Here is a 23,729-nt window from a genome sequence, read left to right as displayed (position 1 = left end):
AAACCCCTAACCCTCTCTTAAAGGCGATCGCAACTATCTGTGAAATCCCATGAATCACTCACCTGAGCAATATATTACCGCCATCGATCGCGCTTTGAGTCAGGATAATTTCCATCAAGCCGCAGATTTAGCCTGCGAAGCGTTTAAGTCTTATCCTAACTCGGACAAAATTAAACGATATATGCAGCTTTTTGGACCGAAAACCTTGGAGTTTCACCGCTTACCACCTAACCCTGAGATGTCTTTGAATTTTAACTGGGTTGTCCAAAACCGCCAGGGCTACCGAGGTAGATGGGTAGCCCTCAAAGGCGGGAATTTGGTGAGTGATGCAGCCTCCCTAGATGAGTTAAAACAAAAACTGGGCGATCGCGTTAAGTTTTTGTTCTGTACGGTGGTATATTGACGGGTGGCTCTATCCTAAGACCAGTAATTCGGGTTTAGCAATCATCACTAATCCAAAGAATACCATAAAGGCTCCCGCAAATAGTTTCAGTAATCGCCCTTTTTCTTCGGTTAGACGATAGGATGAAAAAGAGTAAATAAAACTGATGAGAATCCCCAATAGCGGCAGAATATAGACTACAGCATAAAAAGCCGTCCAGAGACTATAACACAGTAAAACATTAGTCTGACAATAGTTGACTAGGGTTGCCATATATACAGTGGGTAAAATGGCTGTACATCCTAACTCTACTAGGTTGACGAAAATTGCTAATAAAACTGTAGCCAATAAGGCGGCGGCAAATTTTCGGCGATCGCTTTTAGCTGATTGTAATTGGTTGACGATGTTTCGGGCTTTTTTGGTAATCTCAATTTGCTGTTCTTGGGATAAAGACAGAGACACAGATTTTTTGAACCAAAAGAAGTCTTTAATGTTAATTAAACCAGCAATGGTGATCACAGCACCCAATATAATCATCACTATTTGACCATATCTATCGATGAAAATTGAGCCCACTAATACCATAGCCATGATAAACACAAAATACATGACTCCTGATGTCACCACAAAGGTGGAACCTACTATCGCCATATCTCGCCTACTTTTAGTATAGGTCAGCAGGGATAATAGGATAATTAACACTGTAAAAGCACAGGGGTTAAAGCCGTCTGCTAAGGCGATGATAAATACAAATAGGGGAAAGGGTAAAGCCGCAGCAAATCCTCTAATTACTGCATCTGGGGTAAATGCGATCGCCAAAAATAGACTAACCATAATTACACCGGTTAGCCCCCCCAACCATAATCTCTTCGTTTCGACTGGTTTATCTTTAATGCTGAAAATTGGGTAGGTGACTACATAAGCTAGGGGTAAAAATGATAAAACCCAGACAGGTATACCTTGTGGTGGAGGCGTTGTAGTGGGTGTCGGCTGTACATTAACCGTTTGACCGGGAATGATCACAGCAGTTCCTAACTCGGCTTGAATAGCATTAATAATTTGGTTCTGATAGCCTATATAAGCCTGATAGGATGGGATAAATTCCAACTCTCCTGGGTCTGGAGAAAAACCGATAAAGGATTTATCACCAATTATAGTTCGGGGAACCGCGCGACTACTGATGTTATTCTCATCAAGAAATTCTTGGAATTTTTCCGGCTGGTTGTCAACATCAACCATGGTTAGGCTGATATTGTCATTCGCTTCGACTACGGGGAGTAAAAAGGCTTTTTGTTGACGACAATAGGGACAGTTTTCGCTGGTAAAAAATAACACATCTACGGAAGTCCCATCATTGGCGGATATCGCTCCGGCTGTTACGGTTAGTATTCCCAGTAATAGGGAGAAACAGAAGATGAGAGTTGGACGCAACCAGTTTTTCCTCAACATAAGACTTAGCCTGTTAATTGATCAATGCTTCAAATGGCGATCGCTCCTCAAGTGGCGGACGCTTCAACCAAAATTGCTGATCCCCCTAGACGATTATGGAAAAATCGGTTATGCTTAAAAGCTGGGGATAGTTAGCCTACTACAAACGGTAGCATGATCAGGCCAAAGCATCTACTAAGAACTTGACGCAAATTTGCACTGACTGTTCTCTGCATTTACTATAACTTAATTTACTGTTAAAATGCTAAATTTTAACCTTTCTTAACCTAGGCGCAATTCTCAATATCCTCAGCCCCAGGAGAATTAAGTTGATATTTAATCATCTACTGTATACTGGCTAATTGCTCTCAACAATCGAATCCACAGAGGAAACAATATGAAACCCACGCGATCGACTTATAGTGATTATCAATATTTTTGTATGCGCCTCCAGCCCTTGCTAGAAATCGCTTACGAACCCGCCACAATTCCGAGTATTTTAGACCGTCTATTTGCCGTAATTGGCGAAAATTTATATATTCCCACTGGCTATGAAAACCCCAACAAATGGACAGAAAACAACGTGACATTAATCACCTATGGGGATAGTATTTACAGCCGTCATACTGACCGAAAACCCCTAGAAGTTTTGGCAAAATTCTTAGGAGAAAACCTGAAAGATACCATCACCGGTGTGCATATTTTACCCTTTTTTCCCTATACGTCCGATGATGGATTTGCGGTCAGTGACTATTTAAGCGTTAATCCTCAACTCGGAGACTGGGAAGATATCAAAACCATTGCTCGTCAATTTAACTTAATGGTAGATGTAGTGCTTAATCATGTTTCCAGTAAGCACGATTGGTTCCAACAATTCCAAGCCGGGAAAAAACCAGGCTGTGATTATTTTATAGTGGTTGAACCGGGCAAAAACCTATCAGAAGTTGTCAGACCCCGCAACAGTCCAGTATTAGTCAAAGTAGAGACTGTTGATGGAGAAAAGCACGTTTGGGCGACTTTTAGCGAAGATCAGATTGATGTTAATTTTGCCAATCCTGATGTCTTAATTGAGTTTTTAAAAATCATCAGATTTTATATAGTCAGCGCCAAAGCCAGATATATTCGCCTAGATGCCGTGGGTTTTCTGTGGAAAGAAATCGGCACATCTTGCATTCATTTACCCCCAACCCATGCGATTATTAAACTACTGCGGGAACTGGTAAATATGATAGATCCAGAAGTAGCTGTGATTACGGAAACTAACGTACCAAACCGGGAAAATCTGAGCTATTTTGGCAATCGAAATGAGGCGCACATGATTTATAACTTCAGCTTGCCGCCACTGTTGTTAAATGCGATGCTTCAGGGTAAATCAGACCATCTCAGAACCTGGATGATGAGTATGCCACCGGCACCCCTAGGCTGTGCTTATTTTAATTTTACGGCTTCCCATGATGGCATTGGTTTACGTCCCGCCGAGGGTTTACTTTCCGATGAGGAATATCAAAGCCTGTTGACGACTATGGAGAAATTTGGCGGTAAAATTAGCATGAGGAAAAAGCCAGATGGTAGTGAGAGTCCCTATGAAATTAATATTTCCTTATTTGATGCGATGAAAGGCACAGTTAAGGGAGAGGATACCTGGCAAATTCAGCGATTTATTTGTTCCCAAACTCTGATGATGTCTTTAGAAGGGATTCCCGCATTTTATATTCATAGTTTATTGGCTACTCCCAATGATTATGAAAGGTTACAACAGACGGGAATGAATCGGTCAATCAATCGCTATAAGTGGCAGATTGAGGATTTACAAAAGGATTTAGAGGACCCCCATTCTCCTCGATCGCTTGTATTCCGCGAAATCTGTCGGCGCATTAAAATCCGTCGCCAACAGGGTGCTTTTCATCCTAACGCTACTCAATACACCCTACAATTGAAGCGATCGCTATTTGGGTTTTGGCGACAAAGTATGACCAGAGACCAAAGCATTTTCTGTATCTTTAATTTGACCGATAAACCCCAACAACTGAATTTAAGAGATGTCAACCTGATCTGTATCGATCCTTGGTTAGATTTAATCAGTGGGGAGATTATTACCGACATTTACTCTAAATACATATTACAACCCTATCAAGCGGTGTGGATTACTAACAAATTCTAGCAGAGGTTGATGATAGTTGGCGATCGCTCACAATTTTGAGAGTTAATGGTGCAATCTGTGATAACCTAACAAAACCCACCTAAAACCCGCCTAACTTGCTTAACAGTTGATATGGAACAATTTCTCAACCTGATTCCAGAGAGTCCCATAGTCCCATTTACAATTCTGATCCTAGTCAGTTTAACCATTCCTCCCATTTTCGAGCGTCTTCGACTCCCCGGTTTGGTGGGTTTATTATTTGCGGGAGTAGTATTAGGACCCAACGGAATGCAAGTTTTGTCTCCTGACTCCGAAATTATGAAATTTCTTTCGGATATCGGCAAAATTTACCTGATGTTTGTCGCGGGTTTAGAAATTGACCTAGAAGAGTTTAGACGCAAACGAAATAGATCCCTATCTTTTGGGTTGATGACCTTTGCTTTTCCATTAACCGTAGGAACTGCAATTGGTTTATCAGTTGGCTACAGTCTAAACGCATCAATTTTGATTGGTTCTCTACTAGCTTCCCATACCCTATTAGGTTATCCTATTGTAGCACGATTAGGAGTAGTTGCCAATGAATCAGTAGTCGTCACTATTGGAGCCACTATTTTTACTGATATTGCCGCTTTATTGGTGCTGGCTATTTGTATTTCCATTCATGGGGGAGATTTTTCGGCGACTTCCATAATTGTACAATTAGCAGCTTTAGGGATTTATACTGCTATAGTTCTGTTTGGTTTAGATTGGGCTGGAAAAGAATATTTTAGGCGTACAGGGAATGAAGAAAGTAATCAGTTTCTGTTTGTCATGCTGGCAGTTTTTTTGGTCTCTGTAGGCTCACAAATTATCAATGTTGATCAAATTGTCGGTGCATTTTTAGCAGGTTTGGCGGTTAATGATGTGATCGGTCATAGTCCGGTAGAGGAAAAAGTGGAGTTTGTAGGTAGTACCCTATTTATTCCCTTTTTCTTTGTGGGGATGGGATTACTCATTGATGTTCCGGCTTTTATTCAAAGTTTAACAACTGGTATTGGCTTAACTTTAGCTATTGTTTTAGGCTTACTAGGTAGTAAGTTAATGGCTGCTACTGGGATGAAATTACTGTTTCGTTATAACTGGAACGAAACGATGACTATGTGGGCTTTATCCGTTCCCCAGGTGGCTGCTACCCTCGCCGCTGCCTTAGCCTCTGTGCGGGTAGGGTTGATATCTGAGCAAGTCTTTAATACGGTGATTGTGCTAATGTTGGTCACTTCAGTTTTGGGACCAATATTAACCGCTCGTTTTGGGAGTCGATTATCTATCCCTAAACCTAATTTACAAGCACCCAATGAGGCTTGGATACCTCAAAAAAAATCAGAAATAGGCTTAGAAAATCCCGGGAATAAATTTACAGTTATTGTGGCTGTATCTAACCCTATGTCGGTGCGGTATTTAGTGGAAATGGCGGGTTTATTGGCGCGTCATGAGTCGGGTTTAGTGGTCCCGATCACAATTACCCAAGCTCATCTACAAATGGATGAACCTCAGTTAGATGTTACCTTGCGTCAGAGCGATCGCCTTTTGGAAAAAGCCGCACAAGTGGCTCAGGAGTTTGGTGTCAAAACTGAAACAAGACTCCGCATTGATGATGATATTGCTGAAGGAATTAGCCGCACCGCTAGGGAATTTGACGCGAGTTTAATTGTGATTGGTTGGAATTATAACACTAGCTTACGAGCCAGACTTTTGGGGAACTTGATTGATAATGTATTTTGGTCTTCCCATTGTCCGGTAGCGGTCTTAAAGCTATTGGAAGCACCTATTGACATTCATCGGATTTTGGTTCCGGTTAAAAATATCACCCCCCAGGCGATTAGAACTATTCGGTTTGCTCAACTGTTTGCTGATAGTAACCAAGCTGAGGTAATGTTATTGCAAGTTTGCGATCGCCGCACTTCTAGGGAACAGGTGAATGAGTTGGAGTCGGAATTATCCACAATTCTAGCATCAGGACCCCAGGTCAAATCTGATATTCAGGTCTTAGTCCATGACAATGTATCTGATGCGCTTCTGAAAGCCTCTCAGTCCTTTGATTTGGTGGTATTGCGATCGATGCGTCGTCGCACCGCTGGGGGTCTGGCTGTAAGTGATGTCACCACGGAAATGATTAAGAGTTTGACCTGTTCCTTTATCCTATTTGGTGAACCACACTCTTGATTTTTGGCGAGGAACCTGCTACAATGACTCTCAGGTGTGCGAGACGTTCAGGTATGAAATAAGGTTGAGATGCCTAAAATAACTACTTGGTAGGGACTTCAACCCCTAGGTTGGATATAAGGAGCGCACTCCTGACCATCCCTATAACTTTTTATATGTCCCGACGCTTGGAGAAATCTAAGCAAGGCAGGGAACTCAAGGTCATAAACAAACTGAGAAATCAGGGAGTAGAGAGTAATGGCGATAGCCACCCCCAATTTTGGGATTCACACCCCAGTTGAAGCGGGGAACGGAAGGCGTGAAGTAGAACCTACTACCAGAAGCGACCACTGCCAACTATCTATGATTAGGGAAACCGAATGTCCGGCTTTAACCATCGTAATCACTAAGTAGCAAAATAGGTTGATACGCTGCGTTCAAAAGAACAAGGGGAAAAGTAGGAGTTTGTCTGTACTACCTACACAGACCTTTAAAAGTACCCCGGTGGAAAGGACAAATCTAACGATAGAATGCCCGTATAAATGGAACGTTGTAACCCCTCTAAGACTCAGCCCACAACAAGGCAGTAGTGATAAGTGTAAACGCAAGGTGTGAGACGTTCGGGTATTAAATAGGGCTGAAATGCCATAAATCACTAGCCGGTGAGGATTCCAGCCCCGAGTTTGGATATAAGGAAACCTCTCCTGATAATCCTCATAACTGTTTATATGTCCCGACGCTTAGCGAACTAAGCAAGGCAGGGAACCCAAGGTCCTAAGCGAACTGAGAAATCACAGAGCAGAGGGTAACGGCGATAGCCACCCCTAGTTTTAGGACTCACAACCCTAGGACTAAAGCGGGGAACGGAAGGCTCCGAGGTGTAACCTAATACCGGAATCGAGACCACTGCCAACCATCCATGATTAAGGAAACTGAATGTCCGGCTTGAACCATCGTAATACACTAGCAGCGAAATAGGTGGACACGCTGCGCCCAAAAGGGCAAGGGGAAAAGTTGGGGGTCCTTGCGACTCTAAGTACAGGACAAAAGTTGTAGAGCCTGGTGAAACCGCCCTGAAAACAAAGGCAGATTAGAGAAAGTGCGGCGTAGAAAATCGAAGCCAGTGCGGAAAAGACTCTGGGAGCGTCGTCCGTGAGCCTTCAAAGGAATGGGTGAACCTTGGTGAATCCACAAACCCACCTTCATAGCCCAAGTAAAAGCCAGGCTAAGCAAAGCCAATAAACGGCTCAAGCGCTCAGGGTCCTTAAAGTGAGTCGATTCGAGACAGAAGCCCCGAGTCTTCAAGGCTCCGAAGAGGTTTTCAATACCCCAACGCCGAGCATAGTCGGGGAGGGCCGTTTCGGGGCAAGCGTTAGTGATGAGAATCAACAACTCCCCCGAATCAGACAGACGAGAGCCAATGACGTAAACCTGCCGTCCCCAAACCCAACGGCGACCCGAAAGCTGGCGAAATTCTCCGGGTCGCAGAGAATCAAACATTCGTTCATGCTACGCCGAGTTCCTCCTAACTTAGGACTAATCAGCTCGCTGTGGCGGATGCGTAGGCGGAAAGGAACCTCGGGGTCGATGAGAAGATACGAGAGCCAATCTCGCCCCACAAATTCCCGGTCAGCGGTCAGACAAGCCACCTCCACGTCAGGAAATAGTGCCTCGAAGCGGTCGAATAAGTCCATGCGTTCGCCACTGTTGCTATTGCCCTTTTTGTCAAGCATCGTCCACAGCAGGGGAAAGGCAATCCCCTCGTGGACGACTGCCAACATCAAGATGTTGAAATGGGTTTGACCGAAAGACCAACAGGTGCGGTCGAGACTAAGAGTCCAAGGTTGGGGAATGTCAATGAGGCTAACGACGAAACGGGCAATCTCTGCCCGGTCAAATTTGAATTGCCGAAAAAAACGTTGTAATCGCTGGTAATTTGAGGAAATTTGCACAGGATTTGCGAATACAGTCGCTATTTCCATCAGATTAACCGTCTTTGTTTGGAATAGCGCCATCAGGAACAGGCAGACAAAGTTTAATCTCGCCCCGTGCCAGGGCAAGTGAGGGCGCAAAGTGTCTCGTAATCGGTTAAGCTCGTTCATGAGAGGGAAGTTTGGTTTGTGGTAATTCCGATGTAACCCTCTCACCCCAACTTGGCGCTACCCCCCCACCCCTCGACTTTCACCTCAGCCCGGAGCGCCCCCTTCAGAATTTTCGGCTAGATTCCCTTTTGGCTAAGACTTTCAGCTTTTTTGTCCTGTACTGAGCTTGCGACTACCTACACAGACCTTTAAAAGTACCCCGGTTCTGAGGACAAATCTAACGATGGAATGCCCATATAAACGGAACGTTGTAACCCCTCTAATGCTCTGCCTATAAACAAGTGAGTAATGCTATTCACAAGGAAGTAGTGAAAAATGTAAGCGCATGGTTAGAGGGTGAAGGATGTGACCAGAAGCTAAAGCCCAATTGTCATGGTGGGGATATGCCCACAGGTCACGGTGTGGATATAGATACTGCAATTATTAGGAGTATAGTGGCGAGAACGAGTTGAAAGACTACGTGCTGCATAAAGCTCTGAACATTGAAGTACGAAAGCAGGGGGTAGTAACCCTGTTCCGATGACAAAAGGGTATCCACATCAGGAGCCGTGTGATGGGAAACTATCAAGCAAGGTTTTGAATGGGAGGGGGTGAAGGTGACTTCACTCTCGACCCCTACCTCTTAGAGGGTGAAGGATGTGACCAGAAGCCAATGCCTAACTGTAATGGTTGGGATATGCCCACAGGTCACGGTGTGGATATAGATACTGCGATGAGTAGGAGTACATTGGCGCAAAAGCAAGGCTCAACCACTTGCTGCATAAGGCTCCGAACATGGAAGTACGAAAGCCGGGGGTAGTAACTCTGTTCCTTTGACAAATAGGGTATCCACATCAGGAGCCGTGTGCTGGGAAACTCGCAAGCACGGTTTGAAATGGGAGTTGGGGAAGGTGACTTCCCTTTCGACCCCTACCTAGAGATTAATAGCTAACCATTGCGGACGTAATTCAGTGGTAGAATGTTAGCTTCCCAAGCTAAACATAGTGGGTTCGAGTCCCATCGTCCGCTTATTTTTTAAGCCTTATTCTTACTGCGATCATAGTGAAACACTTAACCCGATAGTCGCACCGTTACACACAAAATGCACTCAATTCAGTCTTAGCATACGGGACAATTAGTGCATATCCCTTAGCAACAAATCTTAATTATTGACGGGTTAATCAATAAGCAGTTATGGTCGAAAGGGAAGTCGCCTTCCCCAACTCCAATTCAAAACCGTGCTTGCGAGTTTCCCAGCACACGGCTCCTGATGTATAGCACCAGACAGGAAAGTTAGGACGTATAATCGAGAGGACGAGATGACTAAGAAGACCCAAAATGCCAGCCCCCTATAGTTACGACCTCAGACAAAAAGTTATTGATGCAATTGAACTAGACGGTATGCCCAAAACAGAAGCCAGTCAAGTTTTCCATGTCAGCCGGAACACCATTAATCTCTGGCTGCAAAGAAAAGCACAGACCGGAGACTTCCTCCCTAAACCTAATCACCCACCTGGCAATAACCACAAAATTACCGACTGGCAAAAATTCAAGGCTTTTGCCCAAGAGCATGGCGACAAAACCGCAGCTCAGATGGCTGAACTTTGGGATGACGACATCTCTCCTCGCACCATATCCAGAGCCTTGAAGAAAATTGGCTTCACCAGAAAAAAAACTTACGGCTACCAAGAACGTGATGAGCAACAGCGAGAGGAGTTTATTGCTCAGATTGAACAGATGGAGCCGGAAGAAGTGGTTTACCTCGATGAAGCTGGCATCAATAGTCAAGACTCGGATTATCCTTATGCTTACTGCCAGGAAGGACAACGCTTCCATGCCCTCAAATCAGGGAAGAGGCAGGGCAGGGTGAGCTATATGGCGGCGTGGTGTCATCAACAACTCTTAGCCCCCTTTACCTTTGAGGGTTGTTGTAATCGGACAGTGTTTGAGTTGTGGTTGGAGTTCATCTTAATTCCAACATTGAAGCCAGGTCAAACTCTAGTACTGGACAATGCAAGTGTGACACGTTTAGGAGTCAAATAAGGCTGCAATGCCTGAAATAACCTCTTAGTGGGACTTTCACCCCTTGGTGAAATATAAGGGACTCGTACCCTGACCATCCCACAACTGTTTATATAGCACCAGACAGGAAAGTTAGGACGTATAATGGAGAGGACGAGATGACTAAGAAGACCCAAAATGCCAGCCCCCTATAGTTACGACCTCAGACAAAAAGTTATTGATGCAATTGAACTAGACGGTATGCCCAAAACAGAAGCCAGTCAAGTTTTCCATGTCAGCCGGAACACCATTAATCTCTGGCTGCAAAGAAAAGCACAGACCGGAGACTTCCTCCCTAAACCTAATCACCCACCTGGCAATAACCACAAAATTACCGACTGGCATAAATTCAAAGCTTTTGCCCAAGAGCATGGCCACAAAACCTCCGCTCAAATGGCTGAACTTTGGGATGACGACATCTCTCCTCGCACCATATCCAGAGCCTTGAAGAAAATTGGCTTCACCAGAAAAAAAACTTACGGCTACCAAGAACGTGATGAGCAACAGCGAGAGGAGTTTATGGCTCAGATTGAACAGATGGAGCCGGAAGGGTTGGTTTACCTCGATGAAGCTGGCATCAATAGTCAAGACTCGGATTATCCTTATGGTTACTGTGAGCAAGGACAACGCTTCCATGTCCTCAAATCCGGGAAGAGGCAGGGCAGGGTGAGCATGATTGTGGTATGGTGTCATCAACAACTCTTAGCCCCCTTTACCTTTGAGGGTTGTTGTAATCGGACAGTGTTTGAGTTGTGGTTGGAGTTCATCTTAATTCCAACACTGAAGCCAGGTCAGACTCTAGTGCTAGACAATGCAACGTTTCATAAAGGGGGACGGATTCCTGAGCTAGTGGAGGCGGCTCAATGCCGTTGGCTCTATCTACCACCTTATTCGCCAGACCTCAACAAGATAGAGAAATGTTGGTCGTGGTTGAAAGCCCGCATTCGCCACTGCATTGAGCAGTTTGATTCTCTCCATGATGCCATGGATTCCGTTCTCAAAGCTGCGTCCTAACCACCTTGACTAATGCTATATGTCCCAACGTTTGGTATAGAAATATATAGCACAAGACAGAACACTTAGGACGTATAATGGAGAGGACGAGATGACTAAGAAGACCAAAAATGCCAGCCCCCTATAGTTACGACCTCAGACAAAAAGTTATTGATGCCATTGAACTAGACGGTATGCCCAAAACAGAAGCCAGTCAAGTTTTCCATGTCAGCAGGAACACCATTAATCTCTGGCTGCAAAGAAAAGCACAGACCGGAGACTTCCTCCCTAAACCTCATCACCGACCTGGCAATAACCACAAAATTACCGACTGGCAGAAATTCAAGGCTTTTGCCCAAGAGCATGGCCACAAAACCTCCGCTCAAATGGCTGAACTTTGGGATGACGACATCTCTCCTCGCACCATATCCAGAGCCTTGAAGAAAATTGGCTTCACCAGAAAAAAAACTTACGGCTACCAAGAACGTTGGAAGCAACAGCGAGAGGAGTTTATGGCTCAGATTGAACAGATGGAGCCGGAAGGAGTGGTCTACCTCGATGAAGCCGCCATGAATAGTCAGGACTCGGATTACCCTTATGGTTACTGCGAGGAAGGAAAACGCTTCCATGCACTCAAATCAGGGAAGAGGCAGGGCAGGGTAAGTATGATAGCCGCATGGTGTCATCAACAACTCTTAGCTCCCTTTAGCTTTGAGGGTTGTTGTAATCGGACAGTGTTTGAGTTGTGGTTGGAGTTCATCTTAATTCCAACATTGAAGCCAGGTCAGACTCTAGTATTGGACAATGCAACGTTTCATAAAGGGGGGCGGATTGCTGAACTGGTGGAGGCAGCTCAATGCCGTTTACTCTATCTACCACCTTATTCGCCAGACCTCAAGAAGATAGAGAAATGTTGGTCGTGGCTGAAAGCCCGTATTCGCCACTGCATTGAGCAGTTTGATTCTCTCCATGATGCCATGGATTCCGTTCTCAAAGCTGCGTCCTAACTACCTTGACTAATGCTATACAAAACAAGGCAGGGAACTCAAGGTCAAAACGCTAAATTAGAAATCTTAATGATTCCTTAACAATTGCGTTGAGAGTAACGGCGATAGCCACCCCCAGTTTTAGGATTCACAACCCTGGGACTGAAGCGGGGAACGGAAGGCGTGAAGTAGAACCTACTACCAAAGGCGACCACTGCCAACCATCCATGACTAAGGAAATCTGAATGTTCCGACTTGAACCATCGTAACCAGTAAGCAGCGAAACAGGTTGATACGCTGCGCCCAAAAGGGTAAGGGGAAAAGTAGGAGTCTTTGCAAACTATAGCACAAGACAGAACACTTAGGACGTATAATGGAGAGGACGAGATGACTAAGAAGACCCAAAATGCCAGCCCCCTATAGTTACGACCTCAGACAAAAAGTTATTGATGCCATTGAACTAGACGGTATGCCCAAAACAGAAGCCAGTCAAGTTTTCCATGTCAGCCGGAACACCATTAATCTCTGGCTGCAAAGAAAAGCACAGACCGGAGACTTCCTCCCTAAACCTCATCACCGACCTGGCAATAACCACAAAATTACCGACTGGCAAAAATTCAAGGCTTTTGCCCAAGAGCATGGCGACAAAACAGCAGCTCAAATGGCTGAACTTTGGGATGACGACATCTCTCCTCGCACCATATCCAGAGCCTTGAAGAAAATTGGCTTCACCAGAAAAAAAACTTACGGCTACCAAGAACGTGATGAGCAACAGCGAGAGGAGTTTATGGCTCAGATTGAACAGATGGAGCCGGAAGAAGTGGTCTACCTCGATGAAGCCGGCATGAATAGTCAGGACTCGGATTACCCTTATGGTTACTGCGAGGAAGGAAAACGCTTCCATGCACTCAAATCAGGGAAGAGGCAGGGCAGGGTAAGTATGATAGCCGCATGGTGTCATCAACAACTCTTAGCTCCCTTTAGCTTTGAGGGTTGTTGTCATCGGACAGTGTTTGAGTTGTGGTTGGAGTTCATCTTAATTCCAACATTGAAGCCAGGTCAGACTCTAGTATTGGACAATGCAACGTTTCATAAAGGGGGACGGATTGCTGAACTGGTGGAGGCAGCTCAATGCCGTTTACTCTATCTTCCGCCTTATTCGCCAGACCTCAACAAGATAGAGAAATGTTGGTCGTGGCTGAAAGCCCGTATTCGCCACTGCACGTGAGCAGTTTGATTCTCTCCATGATGCCATGGATTCCGTTCTCAAAGCTGCGTCCTAACCTTATTGACTAGTGCTATACAAAGCAGGGGGTCGTAACCCTGTTCCCATGACAAAGGGGTGTCCACATCAGGAGCCCTATGAGGTGAAAGTCTCAAGTACGGTTTGGAATGGGAGTTGGGGAGGGTGACTTCCCTTTCGACCCCTACCCTTTTGAGGGTGAAGGATGCGACCAGAAGCCAAAGCCCAATTGTCATGGTGGGGATATGCCCACAGGTCGCGGTGTGGATATAGATACTGCGATTAGTAGGAGTATTATGACGAGAGCGAGTTTAAAGACTACGTGGTTGTATACAGCTCTGAAAGTTGAAGTTACAAAGCAGGGGGTCGTAACCCTGTTCCCATGACAAGGGGTGTCCACATCAGGAGCCGTGTGAGGTGAAAGTCTCAAGTACGGTTTGGAATGGGAGTTGGGGAGGGTGACTTCCCTTTCGACCCCTACCGACAATACTTTACCACATCTGATCTAATTGAAATAGACCACATTGTACCTCGAAGCCTTGGTGGAAAGGATGAATACAAAAACCTTCAATTATTACACCGCCACTGTCATGATGATAAGACGGCGCTAGATAACGCCAACGCTGTATCCTTAACAATGGAACAATCAGATTAGGAGCCGTATGAGGTGAAAGTCTCAAGTACGGTTTTGTATGGGAGGGGGAGATGGCGACATCTCTCTCGACCCCTACTTGTCAATGTCCTTAGCAGGTAATGGCCAATTAGGACTTTGGGTTTGAGTCTTGCATACTCTCGATGTGCTATGCTATCATAAACCACTAAGTGCGAGATGTTTAGGAGACCAAATAAGGCTGAGATGCCTGAAATAAGCTCCTAGTGGGATTTCAACCCCTTGGTTGAATAAAAGAGGGCTGAAACTCTTTGAATATCCCATAACTATTTATGCGTCCCAACGTTTGGAGATGAGAATCCAAACTAGGCAGGGAACTCAGGGTCAATATACGGACTGTTTGAGGGAGTTATGACCCCAATATAGCAGAAAGTTGAGAGTAACGGCGGTAGCCACCCCCAATTTAAGGATTCACACCCTTAGGTTGAAGCGGGGAACGGAAGGCGTAATGGAAAAACCTATTTCCTACTCGACCACTGCCAACTATCTATGATTAGGAAAACCGAATGTCTGGCTTGAACCATCGTAATTATGAAGCAGCGAAATAGGTTGACACGCTGCGTCTAAAAGGACAAGGGGAAAAAGAAGAGGTTTTAACAAGCCATCTTCAAGATGTAGGATAATTTTGTGCTATACCTACACAGACCTTTAAAGTACCCCGGTGGAAAGGACGAATCTAAGGATAGAATGCCCACATAAATGGAACGTCGTAACCCCTCTTAGGCTCTCATATGGCAGGATTTACCTGCGGAGTAGTGATAAGTGTAAGCGCAAGGTGCGAGACGTTAGGGTATGAAATAGGGCTGAAATGCCATAAATCACTAGCCGGTGAAGATTCCAGCCCCGAGTTGGGATATAAGGAAACCTTTCCTGACCATCCTCATAACTGTTTATATGTCCCGACGCTTAGGGAACTAAGCAAGGCAGGGAACCCAAGGTCCTAAGCGAACTGAGAAATCACAGAGCAGAGGGTAACGGCGATAGCCACCCCTAGTTTTAGGACTCACAACCCTAGGACTAAAGCGGGGAACGGAAGGCTCCGAGGTGTAACCTAATACCGGAATCGAGACCACTGCCAACCATCCATGATTAAGGAAACTGAATGTCCGGCTTGAACCATCGTAATACACTAGCAGCGAAATAGGTGGACACGCTGCGCCCAAAAGGGCAAGGGGAAAAGTTGGGGGCTCTTACGACTACCTGCACAGACCTTTAAACTACCCCGGTTCTGAGGACAAATCTAACCATGGAATGCCCATATAAACGGAACGTTGTAACCCCTCTAATGCTCTGCCTATAAACAAGTGAGTAATGCTATTCACAAGGCAGTAGTGAAAAATGTAAGCGCATGGTTAGAGGGTGAAGGATGTGACCAGAAGCTAAAGCCCAATTGTCATGGTGGGGATATGCCCACAGGTCACGGTGTGGATATAGATACTGCGATTATTAGGAGTGTAGTGGCGAGAACGAGTTGAAAGACTACGTGCTGCATAAAGCTCTGAACATTGAAGTACGAAAGCAGGGGGTAGTAACCCTGTTCCGATGACAAAAGGGTATCCACATCAGGAGCCGTGTGATGGGAAACTATCAAGCAAGGTTTTGAATGGGAGGGGGTGAAGGTGACTTCACTCTCGACCCCTACCCCTGGAGGGTGAAGGATGCGACCAGAAGCCAATGCCCATCTGTAATGGCTGGGATATGCCCACAGGTCGCGGTGTGGATATAGATACTGCGATTAGTAGGAGTATAATGGCGAGAGCGAGTTGAAAGACTACGTGGTGCATAAAGCTCCAAAAGTTGAAGTAAGAAAGCAGGGGGTAGTAACTCTGTTCCTATGAAAAAGGGTGTCCACATCAGGAGCCGTGTGATGCGAAAGTATCAAGCACGGTTTTTAATGGGAGTTCGGGAAGGTGACTTCCCGTTCGACCCCTACCGATTTGTGCGCCCTTGGCCGATTGGGGAGGCAGCGAACTCATAATTCGCCTTCAGACTGGTTCGATTCCAGTAGGGCGCATTCCTGACAATACTTTATCCTGACTACTATCGCGTGATATCGCTCAAACCGATATTCGTACCGTTACACTCAAAATGCACTCCATTCAGTCTTAGCACACGGGACAATTAGTGCATATCCCTTAGCAACAAATTTTAATTATTGACGGGTTAATCAATAAGCAAAACTTAATCAATCTGTCAAATACCCATATCACCCCCCAGCAATTCTCATTTTGGCGAAAACCTGTTCAAGTCCCCGATTAGGGGTCGAGAATGGAGTCGCCTCCATCCCCTCCCATTCAGAACCGTGCGTGAAAGTTTCCCTTCACACGGCTCCTAGTTTGACTGCTCCATTGTTAAGGACACAGCGTTGGCCTTGTCAAGTGCCGTCTTATCGTCGCGGGTGTGGCGGTGTAATAGCTGAAGATTTTTGTATTCATCCTTTCCACCGAGGCTTCGAGGTACAATGTGGTCTACTTCAATTAGGTCTGATGGGGTAAAGTATTGCCCACACCAGGTACACTTGCCTTTTTGCTTTTTGAGTAGTTTTGCTACCCTAATTGGCGTGTCGATTGCTTGTCCTTTTCTGGTTGCCCAGTAAGTCCAGTTTCCGTCGTATGGTGTTGCATCAGGGCGTATTGTGGTATGTCTGACAATCGGAGTCCAATTATGTTTCCATAGTTGAAATCCATCTTTAGTCTTGAATAACCAAGATTCATGTCTTTCTTTCCCATTGCTAAGTTTAACCGTTCCTTGTTGGAAGTATAGCACAAGACAGAACACTTAGGACGTATAATGGAGAGGACGAGATGACTAAGAAGACCAAAAATGCCAGCCCCCTATAGTTACGACCTCAGACAAAAAGTTATTGATGCCATTGAACTAGACGGTATGCCCAAAACAGAAGCCAGTCAAGTTTTCCATGCCAGCCGGAACACCATTAATCTCTGGCTGCAAAGAAAAGCACAGACCGGAGACTTCCTCCCTAAACCTCATCACCGACCTGGCAATAACCACAAAATTACCGACTGGCAAAAATTCAAGGCTTTTGCCCAAGAGCATGGCGACAAAACAGCAGCTCAAATGGCTGAACTTTGGGATGACGACATCTCTCCTCGCACCATATCCAGAGCCTTGAAGAAAATTGGCTTCACCAGAAAAAAAACTTACGGCTACCAAGAACGTGATGAGCAACAGCGAGAGGAGTTTATGGCTCAGATTGAACAGATGGAGCCGGAAGAAGTGGTCTACCTCGATGAAGCCGGCATGAATAGTCAGGACTCGGATTACCCTTATGGTTACTGCGAGGAAGGAAAACGCTTCCATGCACTCAAATCAGGGAAGAGGCAGGGCAGGGTAAGTATGATAGCCGCATGGTGTCATCAACAACTCTTAGCTCCCTTTAGCTTTGAGGGTTGTTGTAATCGGACAGTGTTTGAGTTGTGGTTGGAGTTCATCTTAATTCCAACATTGAAGCCAGGTCAGACTCTAGTATTGGACAATGCAACGTTTCATAAAGGGGGGCGGATTGCTGAACTGGTGGAGGCAGCTCAATGCCGTTTACTCTATCTTCCGCCTTATTCGCCAGACCTCAACAAGATAGAGAAATGTTGGTCGTGGTTGAAAGCCCGCATTCGCCACTGCACGTGAGCAGTTTGATTCTCTCCATGATGCCATGGATTCTGTTCTCAAGACTGCGTCCTAACCGTATTGACTAGTGCTATACGACCTCAGACAAAAAGTTATTAATGCAATTGAACTAGACGGTATGCCCAAAACATAAGCCAGTCAACTTTTCCATGTCAGCCGGAACACCATTAATCTCTGGCTGCAAAGAAAAGCACAGACCGGAGACTTCCTCCCTAAACCTCATCACCGACCTGGCAATAACCACAAAATTACCGACTGGCAAAAATTCAAGGCTTTTGCCCAAGAGCATGGCGACAAAACAGCAGCTCAAATGGCTGAACTTTGGGATGACGACATCTCTCCTCGCACCATATCCAGAGCCTTGAAGAAAATTGGCTTCACCAGAAAAAAAAACTTACGGCTACCAAGAACGTGATGAGCAACAGCGAGAGGAGTTTATGGCTCAGATTGAACAGATGGAGCCGGAAGAAGTGGTCTACCTCGATGAAGCCGGCATGAATAGTCAGGACTCGGATTACCCTTATGGTTACTGCGAGGAAGGAAAACGCTTCCATGCACTCAAATCAGGGAAGAGGCAGGGCAGGGTAAGTATGATAGCCGCATGGTGTCATCAACAACTCTTAGCTCCCTTTAGCTTTGAGGGTTGTTGTAATCGGACAGTGTTTGAGTTGTGGTTGGAGTTCATCTTAATTCCAACATTGAAGCCAGGTCAGACTCTAGTATTGGACAATGCAACGTTTCATAAAGGGGGGCGGATTGCTGAACTGGTGGAGGCAGCTCAATGCCGTTTACTCTATCTACCACCTTATTCGCCAGACCTCAACAAGATAGAGAAATGTTGGTCGTGGCTGAAAGCCCGTATTCGCCACTGCATTGAGCAGTTTGATTCTCTCCATGATGCCATGGATTCCGTTCTCAAAGCTGCGTCCTAACCACCTTGACTAATGCTATACATCGAAAGGTTTAACAATACCTTGAGACAACGAGTGTCTCGCTTAGTACCCAAGACCTTGTCCTTTTCCAAGTGTTTGCAGAATCACATTGGTGGCATTTGGTATTTTATCCATCACTACAAGGCATCATTACCTCTTTAGCACTACCCTAATATTTTCACAGAAAGTCGTCCTACAAGGACGGGGTTGAAAACCTAATTTTTCTGATAAGTATTTGGATCGATCGCTACTGGTGCAAACGTTTGTCGAGAGGGATCTGCATTTCTTTCACTCCTAGGGGCTGATTTACCTGGACTGGGCTGATTATCGATGCGAGGCTGGTCTGTCCTATTTCCCAGAAACCCAGTTTTGGGGGAGATAATACCTGATCTAGTTGGCAGCGAATATCGTCAATGCCGAATTTTTGGCTGAGGGTAGCCTGAATTTGGGTGAGTAAACGATCGCCTTGTTTTAGGTCTATATCTACTTTTAGGGTGGCTTCCACGGCATAATAACCTGGTGCGATCGCTATAATCAGCAAATCTTCGACGGCTACAATTCCCGGAAAGTTGGCGATCGCCTCTCGGACTAACTCCCGATCTACCCCCACCGGAGATATATTTAACAAAATCGCCAAACTGTGGCGGATCACAGGTAGCGAACCCAAACCCACCAACACCGACACCCCCAAACCGACGGCACCATCAGCCCAAGTACAATCTGTTAACCAAATAGCGATCGCTGCCACAATAGCGCCAACAGAACTGAGGGTATCAGCTAAGATATGAAGCAAAACCCCCCGCATATTCAGGTCCTGTTGACCATCTCGGTGCAACAGCATGATATTAAAGCCATTGACCCCCAAACCAATGATCGCAACTACCAACATAGGTAAACTCAAAATGGTTTCCGGGGGATTTTGTAGGTGTCGGATCGCCTCCAGACCAATGGCGATCGCCATTACCAAAAGTCCCACCCCATTCAACAAAGCCGCCCAGACCTCAATTCCCCGATAACGTCGCGCCACAGAAGCCGCTAAAATCGCTAAAGCGATCGCCAACCCATCCGCCGCCATGTGACCAGAGTCAGCCGTCAAAGCCATACTATGACTAACCCATCCCACCACCGCCTCTACCCCAGCAAAACCCAGGATCGAAATTAAAGCTATCCCCAACAGGCGCAACTTTTGGGGCGACTTGGAAAACCTCACCATTTCACAGCAATCACAACTCACCGACTGTATACCCTCCATTTTGACTTTTTTTTAATTCACACCAATCCCATAGTTATTTCAGGTCATTTGTCAGGATTTCTCATAAATCCGGCGATTAGCTTCTACCGACCTTTGCAGATCCACCATAGGATAGGGATAATCCACCCCCAAACGCATCCCAAACCTGATCTGTTCTTGATTAGATAAACGCCAGGGAGAGTGAACCTTACCATGAGGAATAGACGCTAATTCTGGTAGCCAATGTTTCACATAATCCCCCATCGGGTCATAATCCTGGGACTGTTTAGCTATATTAAAATAGCGAAATCCCCTGCCATCATTACCCACCCCCGCCGTATAATTCCAATTACCCCAATTACTACAGACATCATAATCAATCAGGAGAGACTCAAACCACTCCGCCCCCATTTGCCAATTTATGCCCAAATTCTTAGTTAAAAAACTCGCCACATTTTGCCGTCCTCGATTAGACATAAACCCCGTAGCAGCCAACTCTCGCATATTCGCATCTACCAGGGGAAACCCCGTCAGTCCATCACACCAACTCTGGAACTGTTGCCAATTTTCTCCCCAGGGAATTTTGACACCCTGTAAACCCGATTTATAGAACACCTTACGCCCATGTTTCAGACAAATAAACCGGAAATAATCCCGCCATAATAATTCAAAAACCAGCCAATAAGTGGAATCATTTTTAACTCGTTGTTGTTCATAATCGCACACCTGTTGATAAATCCATCGAGGAGATAGACAACCATTAGCTAACCAGGGAGAAAATTTCGACGAATAATCAGAGCCTAACATCCCATTACGAGTTTGTTTATAGTTTTTGAGACAATCTCGCTGCCAAAAATAATCATTTAATCTGGTTAAACCCGCCGTTTCTCCACCGACAAAATCCAAGACAGCCCGGCTATCAAAGGGTAATTTTGTGATACCAAGTTCCGCCAAAGTTGGGATTTCTCCTGGTTCAATATCTGGGAATGTCGGTAATTGCTTAGGGGGGGTATATGGCGGGTAAATAATTGATTTTTTCTCGACCTGTTTACGGAAGTTGGTAAAAAGTTCCGGTAGTTTTTCAATGGGAAAGGGTAATTCTTTGGGATGATATAATGTGGCTCCCCAGAAAGATTTTACCTCAACTCCCAGGGGGGTTAAGGCTTTCTCTAATGCCCTTTCTACTGCTAATTCTTCGGTGGTAACTTCTTTATGGTAATAAACCGCATCAATATTTAATTGTTTAACCAGGTCAAATATAACCGTTTCTGGCTCACCTATTCTTACTAATAAGTTACTACCAATTTTTTGCAAATTATGGCGTAAATCCGCGACACTTTCTAACAGAAATTTACCCCGAAATCCCCCCATTTTCGGGAAACCAAAGGAAGTTTTGGCAAACTGTCTGGGGTCGAAACAGTAGAGGGGGATAATTTGCGCTTGAGTGGAGGTAGCCAAATCTAGGGGTTCATGGTCATGTAACCGCAGATCATGCCGATACCATAGGATGATTTTTTGAGGATTAGCAGCCATTTAATTGCTAGTTAAAAGTTGACATTTTCTCCTATTATACATCATCCTAAAGCCGTTGGAGATTTACTTAGAGGCGCGATTTTTTTTAAGGCACTTTTTCAATAACTCAGGCAGGTGATAGGGACTAGAAGCCACGGGGATTTTAGCTTTTTCAAATACGGAAATTTTACTCTGAGCCGTCCCTGGGTGAAGGTCTTGGGTAAATCTGGAAGTGATAATTGTACTAGCATGACTAATCAATTGAGCTTTAGGAGTATGGAGACCGGTAATATAAGCTACCACGGGTTTATCAATAGTTTCGGCAATATAAGAGGCTGCTTCTTCTTCACTAGAGCCGCCAACTTCTCCCACCAAAACAATGGCATCTGTATGGTCATCTTCATCTAAAATCTGGAGCCATTGAATAAAGGAGGAACCGACAATTAAATCACTACCAATACAGACACTAATAGACTGCCCCAATTTGGCATCAGTCAAGGCTTGAGCGACTTCATAAGTGAGGGTGCTACTGCGACTAATTAAGCCAATAGAACCGGGGGTATAAAATTGAGGAGGATGGGTTCCCAATAATAGTTTACCGGGGACAATAATACCAGGACAATTAGGACCGACAACTAAAGTTTCGGTGGCTTCCGCCTTTCTGACCAAACGCACCATATCGAGGGGTGGCATTCCTTCAGTAACAATTACAAGCTGTCTAATTCCGGCATCAATAGCCTCTAATGCCGCATCAAGAACGTCATAAGGGTGAACCAAAATGACGCTAGTATCTACAGGTCCTACGGCGGCTTGAGCCTGTTCTACTAGGTCAAAAAATGGGATTTCATGGATGATATCCCCACCTCTTCCGGCGCTGACACAGGCGACGATATTAGTGCTATATGCTTTCATATTGAGGGCTGCCTTTAGGGAAGGTTCAGAATCCCTCAACCCCTGAATAATGACTTTACTATCTGGAGTTAAATTCATATTTTTTCAAGCTATAATTAATCAGAAACCATGCAGCTATGTCCGGGCGGGTTCAGTAAACAGCCTCTATCTACAGGAGATTATTTCTGAACCCTTACCTACCGAGATAAAGCGACGGTTCGTTTAACCGCATCATCGAAATTTGCCACAATTTCCACAGGTAAATCAGCAAATTTAGCTAGGTTACTCTCTGGTTCAGTGACTTGCAAACGTAGGACAAAATGCGGGAGAGTATTGCTCTGATTTTGGCGCTGTAAAAAGTTGGCGATCGCCTCAGCCAGTTGATCAGTAGTAGTCTGGTGTCCCAGCCAGTTAATCATCACGACTTTAATGCGATCGGATGCCATGACCAATGTTAGTCCCTCATAGAAATTCTGCAACAGTGTTTCGGTCAGGTCAAAATGATCTTCTCCTCCCAAGTTGAAGAAATTAGCAGGTTTTCCCTTAGTTGCTATAATCTGATCTAGGGTAGTCATAGTTAAAGCAGCCCCATTGCAGATGATACCAATATTGCCATCAAGTTCGACAAAATTGGGTTGATTAGTGGGTAAATCCGTTGGCTCAATTGCGCTAGTATCTGAACATTGTTCATTAACCAACAGAACTAAATCCGGGTGTCTCTCCAAAGCCTGATTATTAGCGACCACCTTCCCATCAAGAGCCATTAACTCGCCCGTGGAACTAATCCCCAGGGGGTTAATTTCCACCAAATCTAAGTCTTTCTCGACAAATAGCCGATACATTTTCTCCAAAATGTTACTGACAGATAGGACATGGTGTTCTTGTAATCCCATTTTCACCGTCAGACGGCGAGCATAAAAAGGGGAAAATTCCTGATCTACGACGACCTTTTGAATATGGAACATGGTAGCCTCAACGTTAACTCCCCCCTGCACAGACCCCAATAATAGGGGGCGGCGAGTCACCGGATCAAGAATCACCGCCAGATATACTTCTTGATCGGCATCATATTTAGCTTCAGCCAGTAGGACTTGGGGATATTCATCTTGAATAGCCAGATTAAAAATACATTGAGCCGCAGCCACTGCATCAATGGTATTTTCCACAAACTTGATACCACCAGCTTTTCCCCGTCCCCCAGCCCGAACTTGGGATTTGAGAACCACAGGATAGGGGATGGTTAATCCTTTGAGGTCATGAGCAAAATCAATTCTCTGGGAAGGCAATACGGGAATTGCCATCTGACGAAATAGGGTTTTAGCTTGGTACTCTAGCAAATCCATGGGTGGTTCC

At 45.2% G+C, this 23,729-nt stretch carries 16 protein-coding genes, 2 tRNA genes and 6 pseudogenes; 13 read left to right on the top strand and 11 right to left on the bottom strand.

What is annotated here, in order from left to right; translation table 11 throughout:
• Nucleotides 1–49: 49 nt before the first annotated feature.
• Nucleotides 50–403 (top strand): hypothetical protein, encoded by a 354-nt coding sequence (locus HFV01_RS22405; protein WP_006621427.1) that lies wholly within the window; start codon nucleotides 50–52, stop codon nucleotides 401–403.
• A 9-nt stretch (nucleotides 404–412) separates the two neighbouring features.
• Here the strand turns inward: HFV01_RS22405 and HFV01_RS22400 are convergent, their stop codons facing one another.
• Entirely contained in the window at nucleotides 413–1,831 is a 1,419-nt protein-coding gene (locus HFV01_RS22400) for a glutaredoxin family protein (protein ID WP_006621426.1), read from the bottom strand.
• Between the two features lie 376 nt (nucleotides 1,832–2,207).
• Here HFV01_RS22400 and HFV01_RS22395 point away from each other — a divergent pair, with 376 nt between their 5' ends.
• Both HFV01_RS22395 and HFV01_RS22390 read left to right on the top strand, forming a co-directional pair.
• Nucleotides 2,208–3,971, top strand: a complete 1,764-nt coding sequence (locus tag HFV01_RS22395; protein WP_111892552.1) for an alpha-amylase family glycosyl hydrolase — start codon at nucleotides 2,208–2,210, stop codon at nucleotides 3,969–3,971.
• A 111-nt stretch (nucleotides 3,972–4,082) separates the two neighbouring features.
• The gene (locus HFV01_RS22390; protein WP_006621422.1) at nucleotides 4,083–6,152 is read left to right on the top strand and encodes a cation:proton antiporter; all 2,070 of its coding nucleotides are present in this window, start codon (nucleotides 4,083–4,085) and stop codon (nucleotides 6,150–6,152) included.
• Nucleotides 6,153–6,353: 201 nt separating this feature from the next.
• Here the strand turns inward: HFV01_RS22390 and HFV01_RS31125 are convergent, their stop codons facing one another.
• From HFV01_RS31125 to HFV01_RS22380, 3 genes and pseudogenes are all read right to left on the bottom strand, one after another.
• Complete coding sequence (locus HFV01_RS31125) at nucleotides 6,354–6,488, bottom strand: hypothetical protein (RefSeq protein ID WP_280949133.1); 135 nt, start codon at nucleotides 6,486–6,488, stop codon at nucleotides 6,354–6,356.
• 391 nt (nucleotides 6,489–6,879) lie between these two features.
• A complete protein-coding gene (locus tag HFV01_RS22385; RefSeq protein WP_008052010.1) occupies nucleotides 6,880–7,128 on the bottom strand; it encodes a hypothetical protein in 249 nt (82 codons plus the stop codon).
• 35 nt (nucleotides 7,129–7,163) lie between these two features.
• A pseudogene (locus tag HFV01_RS22380) lies at nucleotides 7,164–8,233 on the bottom strand (IS4-like element ISAtsp3 family transposase).
• A gap of 936 nt (nucleotides 8,234–9,169) precedes the next feature.
• Here HFV01_RS22380 and HFV01_RS22375 point away from each other — a divergent pair.
• The 4 genes and pseudogenes from HFV01_RS22375 to HFV01_RS22360 all read left to right on the top strand — a co-directional run bounded on the left by HFV01_RS22375 (nucleotide 9,170) and on the right by HFV01_RS22360 (nucleotide 12,273).
• A tRNA-Gly gene (locus tag HFV01_RS22375) sits at nucleotides 9,170–9,241 on the top strand.
• A 309-nt stretch (nucleotides 9,242–9,550) separates the two neighbouring features.
• Nucleotides 9,551–10,246: pseudogene (locus HFV01_RS22370) on the top strand (IS630 family transposase); the annotation flags it as partial.
• Nucleotides 10,247–10,411: 165 nt separating this feature from the next.
• Complete coding sequence (locus HFV01_RS22365; RefSeq protein WP_193520398.1) at nucleotides 10,412–11,287, top strand: IS630 family transposase; 876 nt, start codon at nucleotides 10,412–10,414, stop codon at nucleotides 11,285–11,287.
• Nucleotides 11,288–11,397: 110 nt separating this feature from the next.
• A complete protein-coding gene (locus HFV01_RS22360) occupies nucleotides 11,398–12,273 on the top strand; it encodes an IS630 family transposase (RefSeq protein ID WP_006621415.1) in 876 nt (291 codons plus the stop codon).
• Between the two features lie 77 nt (nucleotides 12,274–12,350).
• On the opposite strand, the gene HFV01_RS31120 is transcribed toward HFV01_RS22360, so the two are convergent.
• On the bottom strand, nucleotides 12,351–12,473 hold the full coding sequence (locus tag HFV01_RS31120) for a hypothetical protein (RefSeq protein WP_318286315.1): 123 nt from the start codon (nucleotides 12,471–12,473) through the stop codon (nucleotides 12,351–12,353).
• Nucleotides 12,474–12,658: 185 nt separating this feature from the next.
• Between HFV01_RS31120 and HFV01_RS22355 the strand changes: the two genes are divergently transcribed.
• Nucleotides 12,659–13,535, top strand: a protein-coding gene (locus tag HFV01_RS22355; protein WP_249432974.1) for an IS630-like element ISAtsp1 family transposase whose coding sequence is annotated in 2 segments (ribosomal slippage) — nucleotides 12,659–13,471 and nucleotides 13,473–13,535 — 876 coding nt in all. Because the reading frame shifts where the segments join, the coding sequence is not laid out codon by codon here.
• A gap of 444 nt (nucleotides 13,536–13,979) precedes the next feature.
• A pseudogene (locus tag HFV01_RS22350) lies at nucleotides 13,980–14,150 on the top strand (HNH endonuclease); the annotation flags it as partial.
• A 929-nt stretch (nucleotides 14,151–15,079) separates the two neighbouring features.
• On the opposite strand, the gene HFV01_RS22345 reads toward HFV01_RS22350, so the two are convergent.
• A complete protein-coding gene (locus HFV01_RS22345) occupies nucleotides 15,080–15,328 on the bottom strand; it encodes a hypothetical protein (RefSeq protein ID WP_008052010.1) in 249 nt (82 codons plus the stop codon).
• A 778-nt stretch (nucleotides 15,329–16,106) separates the two neighbouring features.
• Between HFV01_RS22345 and HFV01_RS22340 the strand changes: the two genes are divergently transcribed.
• A tRNA-Met gene (locus tag HFV01_RS22340) sits at nucleotides 16,107–16,179 on the top strand.
• 317 nt (nucleotides 16,180–16,496) lie between these two features.
• On the opposite strand, the pseudogene HFV01_RS22335 reads toward HFV01_RS22340, so the two are convergent.
• Nucleotides 16,497–16,925, bottom strand: a pseudogene (locus tag HFV01_RS22335) (HNH endonuclease); the annotation flags it as partial.
• Nucleotides 16,926–16,988: 63 nt separating this feature from the next.
• Between HFV01_RS22335 and HFV01_RS22330 the strand changes: the two are divergent.
• The 3 genes and pseudogenes from HFV01_RS22330 to HFV01_RS22320 form a co-directional block, all read left to right on the top strand.
• Nucleotides 16,989–17,865, top strand: a protein-coding gene (locus tag HFV01_RS22330) for an IS630-like element ISAtsp1 family transposase (protein ID WP_260378412.1) whose coding sequence is annotated in 2 segments (ribosomal slippage) — nucleotides 16,989–17,801 and nucleotides 17,803–17,865 — 876 coding nt in all. Because the reading frame shifts where the segments join, the coding sequence is not laid out codon by codon here.
• A gap of 12 nt (nucleotides 17,866–17,877) precedes the next feature.
• Nucleotides 17,878–18,742: pseudogene (locus HFV01_RS22325) on the top strand (IS630-like element ISAtsp1 family transposase).
• An 18-nt stretch (nucleotides 18,743–18,760) separates the two neighbouring features.
• Nucleotides 18,761–18,904, top strand: a pseudogene (locus tag HFV01_RS22320) (IS1 family transposase); the annotation flags it as partial.
• Nucleotides 18,905–18,989: 85 nt separating this feature from the next.
• Here HFV01_RS22320 and HFV01_RS22315 read toward each other — a convergent pair.
• The 4 genes from HFV01_RS22315 to HFV01_RS22300 form a co-directional block, all read right to left on the bottom strand.
• Nucleotides 18,990–19,955 (bottom strand): cation diffusion facilitator family transporter, encoded by a 966-nt coding sequence (locus HFV01_RS22315; protein ID WP_006621410.1) that lies wholly within the window; start codon nucleotides 19,953–19,955, stop codon nucleotides 18,990–18,992.
• A 90-nt stretch (nucleotides 19,956–20,045) separates the two neighbouring features.
• Complete coding sequence (locus tag HFV01_RS22310; RefSeq protein ID WP_006621409.1) at nucleotides 20,046–21,506, bottom strand: DASH family cryptochrome; 1,461 nt, start codon at nucleotides 21,504–21,506, stop codon at nucleotides 20,046–20,048.
• A gap of 63 nt (nucleotides 21,507–21,569) precedes the next feature.
• Nucleotides 21,570–22,475, bottom strand: coding sequence for a succinate--CoA ligase subunit alpha (locus HFV01_RS22305; RefSeq protein ID WP_006669086.1), 906 nt, complete (start codon nucleotides 22,473–22,475; stop codon nucleotides 21,570–21,572).
• Between the two features lie 98 nt (nucleotides 22,476–22,573).
• Entirely contained in the window at nucleotides 22,574–23,719 is a 1,146-nt protein-coding gene (locus HFV01_RS22300) for an ATP-grasp domain-containing protein (RefSeq protein ID WP_006621407.1), read from the bottom strand.
• Nucleotides 23,720–23,729: the final 10 nt, after the last annotated feature.

The sequence above is a fragment of the Limnospira fusiformis SAG 85.79 genome (assembly GCF_012516315.1).
GTDB classification, from domain to species: domain Bacteria; phylum Cyanobacteriota; class Cyanobacteriia; order Cyanobacteriales; family Microcoleaceae; genus Limnospira; species Limnospira fusiformis.
Note: the sequence above shows the minus strand (reverse complement) of the source record. Positions and strands in the feature narration are given on the sequence as shown.

Bases quoted from the DNA above. Each gene is read 5' to 3' on its own strand.
- HFV01_RS22405 (WP_006621427.1), top strand. From the start codon at position 50: ATGAATCACTCACCTGAGCAATATATTACCGCCATCGATCGCGCTTTG.
- HFV01_RS22400 (WP_006621426.1), bottom strand. From the start codon at position 1,831: ATGTTGAGGAAAAACTGGTTGCGTCCAACTCTCATCTTCTGTTTCTCC.
- HFV01_RS22395 (WP_111892552.1), top strand. From the start codon at position 2,208: ATGAAACCCACGCGATCGACTTATAGTGATTATCAATATTTTTGTATG.
- HFV01_RS22390 (WP_006621422.1), top strand. From the start codon at position 4,083: ATGGAACAATTTCTCAACCTGATTCCAGAGAGTCCCATAGTCCCATTT.
- HFV01_RS22365 (WP_193520398.1), top strand. From the start codon at position 10,412: ATGCCAGCCCCCTATAGTTACGACCTCAGACAAAAAGTTATTGATGCA.
- HFV01_RS22360 (WP_006621415.1), top strand. From the start codon at position 11,398: ATGCCAGCCCCCTATAGTTACGACCTCAGACAAAAAGTTATTGATGCC.
- HFV01_RS22315 (WP_006621410.1), bottom strand. From the start codon at position 19,955: ATGGTGAGGTTTTCCAAGTCGCCCCAAAAGTTGCGCCTGTTGGGGATA.
- HFV01_RS22310 (WP_006621409.1), bottom strand. From the start codon at position 21,506: ATGGCTGCTAATCCTCAAAAAATCATCCTATGGTATCGGCATGATCTG.
- HFV01_RS22305 (WP_006669086.1), bottom strand. From the start codon at position 22,475: ATGAATTTAACTCCAGATAGTAAAGTCATTATTCAGGGGTTGAGGGAT.
- HFV01_RS22300 (WP_006621407.1), bottom strand. From the start codon at position 23,719: ATGGATTTGCTAGAGTACCAAGCTAAAACCCTATTTCGTCAGATGGCA.